The sequence below is a fragment of the Mucilaginibacter sp. genome (genome assembly GCF_036383575.1).
GTDB lineage: Bacteria > Bacteroidota > Bacteroidia > Sphingobacteriales > Sphingobacteriaceae > Mucilaginibacter.
Genome location: NZ_DASVOB010000252.1, coordinates 1 through 5,162 on the forward strand (window position 1 = coordinate 1; position 5,162 = coordinate 5,162).

General features: G+C 43.0%; 3 protein-coding genes. All 3 read right to left on the reverse strand.

Annotated features, from left to right (window positions below):
* Nucleotides 1–3,349: SusC/RagA family TonB-linked outer membrane protein (locus VF500_RS08970; RefSeq protein ID WP_330859352.1), on the reverse strand; the 3,349-nt coding region annotated here is incomplete at its 3' end.
* Between the two features lie 146 nt (nucleotides 3,350–3,495).
* Nucleotides 3,496–4,467: a FecR family protein gene (locus VF500_RS08975; protein WP_330859353.1), complete on the reverse strand. Its 972-nt coding sequence runs from the start codon at nucleotides 4,465–4,467 to the stop codon at nucleotides 3,496–3,498.
* 67 nt (nucleotides 4,468–4,534) lie between these two features.
* Entirely contained in the window at nucleotides 4,535–5,137 is a 603-nt protein-coding gene (locus tag VF500_RS08980; protein ID WP_330859354.1) for an RNA polymerase sigma-70 factor, read from the reverse strand.
* Nucleotides 5,138–5,162 lie beyond the last annotated feature (25 nt).

A 5,162-nucleotide genomic window follows, 5' to 3' on the forward strand; every position in this document is an offset into this window, starting at 1 on the left:
AGCCCATTTTAGCAGCTGTCCAGGTATACAGGTTATAACCTACTGCTGATAATGACAGGTTGCTCATGAACGGGATATGGCGCATGATCTTTTTATCGAACGTGTAGGTTAATGAAACTTCTTTCAGTTTCACGTAGGTAGCGCTGAAAGTATCGTTCTGGTAATATTTCCAGTACTTGCTGTCGTAATAATCGCTCGCGGCAATAATGGTCTTGTTTGCACTGTATGAGCCATCTGCGTTAGCCACATAGCCCGGCATGATCATACCATCGTTTCTTTTCACACCGTCGCCGTCAGTCCAGGCTAAACCGCCATGGGCAGCATCACGACCAGGTAATGTGGTTTCCAGAAAACCATCATCAATAAGGCTTTTAGCTACGTATGAATAATAGCTGCCGCCTTTACGCCAGTCAACAAGCACGTTCATGGTAACCGGCCCATAAGTAAAACTGTTATTGATCCCTAAAATAAAATCAGGGTTATAATTGCCGATCTTTTCAAAATCGGTTGATTGCTGTAGCAAGCCATTGCTATTTAATAAAGGCTGACCGGCATATGGCCCGCTCGGTACTTTTTTCCAGCTGCGGGTGTAAAAATCGCCCATTTGAGTACCTTCTTTAATGAGGTATTCAACGTTGCTGCCATCTGTACTGCCCAATAAATAATTGGTTATACCCGGAGTTAATGAAACAACCTTATTGCGGTTACGGGTAAAGTTCAGATCTGTACGCCAGGTAAATTTTCCTTTAAAGGGCACCGCGTTTAATGATAGCTCAATACCTGAATTTTGGATATTACCCGCGTTGATCAGTTTTGTGCTGGCACCCGAAGCAATAGTAGTTGGCACCTGAATGATCTGGTTTTTGTTATTGGTTTTATACCAGGTAAAACTTGCGCCCAGCCTGTCGTTAAAAAAGCTGATATCGGCACCGGTTTCATATGATGTTGCTATTTCGGGCTTTAACTGACTGTTTTTTTGATCGTATGACAGTGATGCCCTTTTTACTGAGCCCCAATCAGTATCAAAAGGTACCACATTATAAAGCTGGTACGGATCGGTATCTGAACCTACCTGCGATATATTGCCGCGTAGTTTAAGATAGGATAGCTTATCCCATTTGATACCCAGCAAATCAGATGCGATAAGGCTTAATGATGCTGAGGGATAAAAATAAGAGTTGTTGGCTGCCGGCAAGGTGCTGCTCCAGTCGTTACGTGCAGTTAAGTTCAGGAAAGCCCATTGCTTATAGCTGATTTCCCCTAAACCATAAACACTATTAATGCGTTTTTGCGAGGCCGATTCAGCGTAGATCATAGAGCCGGCAGCAGCATTCGACAGGTTGTAGATACCCGGTAAGGTGAGCGTACCTGTATAGTTTTGTACGGTACGTACCTTTTGATCCATCTGGTTACCTCCAGCTGAAATAGAATAATTCCAGTCATCCCCTATCTTAGATTTGTAGGTTAACAGGAAGTCGCTGTTTTGCTCTTTAAAGTAATCATTCTCGGTAAGGTAAGCACCTGTGGGGTTACGTTTGGCACTGAACGGACGTTTTTCGTTCAGATCGGTTGAGTAGTAATCAAGGCCTGTGCGGGCTGTAAGCGTTAGGTTTGACAACAGATCAATGGCAAGCTGCACGTGGCCGGTTAAACGGTTACGATTAAAGCCGTTAGTTTCCTGATAAGCAATTAAAAACGGGTTGTCATCACTTGATAAAGGATTGTATTGTTTCAGGCCTTCCTTACCCGGCACCCAATAATTACGCAGGTCATTGATATTAATGTTGGGCGTAAGCTTGTAAACTTCAGATGTTACACTTTCGCTGTAAGCTGATGGACGGTTATCGCTCTGGTTGTTGGTATAAGCCAGGTTTGTGCTTAACCTTATCGACTTTTTAAGATTGTAGTTACCTGCAAAATTGAGGTTATTACGTTTAATATCGGTATTAGGAACGATGCCTTTATTTTGCATATTGGCATAAGAGATCCTGAAATCACCAGCCTCGCCTGATTTGGAAACCGCGATATTATTGGTAATGGTATGGCCGGTTTTAAAGAAATCCTTTACCCGGTTAGGATACGATACCCAATCGGTTGCTATCTGTTTACCGTCGCTACCTACCGGGCTATTCCACTGAACCAGTTTGGTACCTGTATTTAAACGCTGTCCCCAGGCACTGGTGCTGATGGTATTATCGGAAACCGGCGAATCGCCCGAACCATATTCATTCTGAAAATGCGGAAACATGTAAGCTTTGTCGAAAATGGTGGTTGAGTTAAAGCTGATACCCAATCCTTTTTTCTCCGCACCCGATTTTGTAGTGATCAGGATAACACCATAACCTGCCCTGCTACCATATAATGCAGCCGCACTTGCTCCTTTCAATACAGTAACGCTGGCAATATCATCGGCGCTTAAATCACCTATGGGACTGCCATAATCTATAGTTTGCTTTCCGTCGATACCGGCAGTCGGGTTTTGAAGCGCCGGCGCTACCGGGATCCCATCAATCACATACAAAGGCTGGTTATCTTTAGTTAATGAAGATTGGCCACGAATAGTAACCATCACACTTGAACCCGGATCAGAACCTGTTGACCGTACATTTACACCGGCAACCCTCGCCGAAAGCGAATTTAAAACGTTAGGCTGCGGAACAGTACTTACATCCTTGGCACTTAACTGTGCACTGGCATAACCCAATGAACGCTCGCGCTTTTTGATACCTAAAGCGGTAACAACAACCTCGTTAAGTGAATTAGGCTGGGCTTTCATTACAATAGTAACCGAAGCCGAACGATCATCGCCAACCAGTACGTTTTTTAATACTTCTTTCTGAAACGAGATAAATGTAACCTCAAGCGTATAAGAACCGGCTGATACCGGGATATTAAAAAGGCCATCTTTATCGGCAGTAACAGATACGCCGGCATCTGCCACGCTGATAGTAGCGCCAGGTAAAGGTTCGCCTGATTCGTCAGTTACTTTTCCAGAAATGCGGCCTTTGCCACCTGTACTTTTACCAGCATTCGCCATGCTGAGAATGATATAGTTATCAATTGCTTTATACTTAAGGGGTAAATCGGCAGTAAGCCATTTCAATGCCTCGGCAACGGTTGTTTTCTTTTTCCTGACAGTGATTTTTTTCGACATCAGGGAGTTCACATCCTGATCGAACGTAAATTCAATCCCCTGTTGATCTTTTACCTGCTTTATAAACTGTTGCAGTGTTACCTGGCTGCTGTTAAATGTCATAGCGCGTTCGGTATTTTGCGCTTCTGCACGCGGCACAATTGCGCACAGTATAAAAACAAGCATCAAAAATTGATACCTTAATATTTTTTTCATTATTTTAGTGTTGATTATCGCAGGTGGTCAAAAACCTGCATGTTTGTTAATTGAATCTCCAAATTCAGTTGATATTCTGCGCCCTGCTCCAACGGGGCGCATACTTTTTGTAAAGTATCTTTTTTGTACCTCCTTGTTTAATGGGTTTAATCAATATGTATTTCGTTATTAGTCAGTTGATAGGTAAATCCGGCTGTCTGCGATAGGATAACCATCACCTGCGGCAATGTTTTCTGTTTAAAAGCAGCCGTAACCTGCTTGCCCGGATTGTTGTTTTTACCGAAGTAAACATGTACGCCGTAATACCGTTCCAATACCGGCGCTATATCACGAATGCTTTCCTGGTGAAAAATGAGAATACCTTTTTGCCAGCCCAGCACATCATCAGGATTGATACGATCTGTTTGAATTTGGTTATCGGCGTTATAACTAAGCTTATCGCCGGGCAATAACATATTTGCGCGGGATGATTTGGAAACATTTACCCCTACTTTTCCGGTGGCAACGCTTACCGTAGTTTTCCGGTCGTGGGTATAAGCGCTTACATTAAATGAAGTTCCCAATACCTGAACGTTTAATCTTTGGGTGTGTACTATAAAAGGATGTTGAGCATCGTGTACCACACTAAAAAAAGCTTCTCCCTCCAGATAAACTTCACGTTTAGCTCCGTTAAATATATCCTTATAATGAAGGGTACTCAGGCTATTCAAAGTAACCTCGGTGCCATCAGCCAAAGTGATTTTTTTTTGCAGCCCTGCTGATGAAGACACACTCAGCAATGGTTGATCATTTGAAATAGGACTTCGGTTGCTGAAAAACAAGTAACCAGCCGAGAGCATTATCAATATTGCAGCTGCAGCGCTCAGGCTCCAACGCGGAAAGGCCAGCCTTTTAACCGGTTTGATACTACGGTTTATACGATTCAAGACTTCACTTTGCCTAAAGTTCGGTGTATCCGAAGATCCGGTATCTTCAGTTAAAGTTTCTTCCAGCAAAACAGCTTCCCATTCGGCATCGTTATTTCCCGACGCAATGATCTGCCTTACCCGCTCCAACTCCATTGCATTGCAATTGTCGTTAACGTATTTACGCAATAATAAAATGATTTCCTGGTCCATGTTCATGTCCTACATAGATAAAGACACCCAGGTTAAGCGGTATAACTATCGCAAGTGAAAAAATATTTTATTTTTTTAAAAGGACGACAAAAGCCACCATGCCCACTATTGCGCCGGTAGCCAGCAAGTGTTCTTTGATAGATTTAAGCGCTTTTACTATCTGGTTGTTAACCGTACTATCGGCTATGTTAAGTTCGCGGGCAATTTGTTTATGACTCATCCCTTCGCCGCGTCCCATTTCAAATATCAGTTTTCTCTGCGGAGGCAGATTGTCAATAGCCTGCCGGGTTTTGGCAAGGGTTTCGCGATACTCGATAGTTTCCTCGGTATTCTGACTAAAATCGGCAGCGCTCTTCATTATTTCATCAATGTAACGGCCTTCAACCGCTTCCCTCCTGATAAGGTTGAGCAAATGATTATGAGCCAGCTTGTAAAGATACGATTGAATGGAAACCTGAATATCCAAATCGGCTGCGCTATTCCAGAGTTTAACAAAAATGTCATGTACAGCGTCTTCGGCTATGTCATTTGATTTTACAAAACGAATGGCGTAACGGTAAATTTTTTTGGAGTAAGTGTTATAGATGATCGTAAAAGCGCTTTGGTCCTGATCTTTCAATCTGTCCAGGATTTCCCGCTCATTCAATATCGTATTAATTTTACCGGTCATCTATACCCACTGTTGGATACGGGCA

Excerpts from the sequence above, each read along its gene's own strand:
- VF500_RS08975 (WP_330859353.1), bottom strand. The coding sequence starts at position 4,467 with ATGGACCAGGAAATCATTTTATTATTGCGTAAATACGTTAACGACAAT.
- VF500_RS08980 (WP_330859354.1), bottom strand. The coding sequence starts at position 5,137 with ATGACCGGTAAAATTAATACGATATTGAATGAGCGGGAAATCCTGGAC.